The organism is Ruminococcus sp. CAG:379, assembly GCF_000434255.1.
GTDB lineage: Bacteria > Bacillota > Clostridia > Oscillospirales > Ruminococcaceae > Ruminococcus_F > Ruminococcus_F champanellensis.
In genome coordinates this window covers 1-677 of the sequence record NZ_FR894808.1, presented here as the reverse complement: position 1 = coordinate 677, position 677 = coordinate 1, and the positions used below count along the sequence as shown (strand labels likewise).

Genomic DNA, 677 nt, shown 5'->3' with positions numbered 1-677 from the left:
CAGAGATTGTGCGGTGTTGTCTTAGGAAAGCTCCAAACTAATCCATTCAACCTCCTTGGAACATTTTTTACAACAAACATTTATGGCTATCCAGTCAAAAGCGTCAACATAATCATCTGGAGAAAACTTATCAGGATATTCATTCACACATTCTTCAATGAATTGTTCCTTATCTTCTATTTCAATATTAAGAGAAATTGAAAAAATAGTTGAACCGCACTTATGGCAAATATAATCTGTAAGGTCACTGTCCAGTGCTGTTTTCAAGTCACCGCATACCAGTCCATTGTATCCTTGTGTTGCTTCATCAAATATCAGGTGTTTCTTACGGCAGTTATTACATATAGCTACAACCTTTAGACCATCTTGTTCACTATAACTCATTGATGGATCATATTGGCGGTTTTCATTGTGCAAGATTGTAAAATATTCGCAGCCGCAATCACAGACAATACTTCCACTCAAATTGGTTGCGTTTGTTTCATGTTCGTTCACTCGAAAAATCGTTTTTAAGTGTGTTGGAATAGGATCATTCATATGATTCCTCCTGCATCTATATGACACAAGCAAGCCGAACGCTCACTCTCACTTTTGCATTATACCACAGCGCCCTGAAAAATGCAATTTTGTACTGTGTAGTGCAAAACATACATAAAGCAACACTGCACAGAGATTGT

General features: G+C 37.2%; 1 protein-coding gene. It reads right to left on the bottom strand.

Going from position 1 to position 677, the window contains the following annotated elements; all coding sequences use genetic code 11:
* Positions 1-21 precede the first annotated feature (21 nt).
* The gene (locus tag QVO51_RS00890; RefSeq protein ID WP_015557914.1) at positions 22-537 is read right to left on the bottom strand and encodes a hypothetical protein; all 516 of its coding nucleotides are present in this window, start codon (positions 535-537) and stop codon (positions 22-24) included.
* Positions 538-677 lie beyond the last annotated feature (140 nt).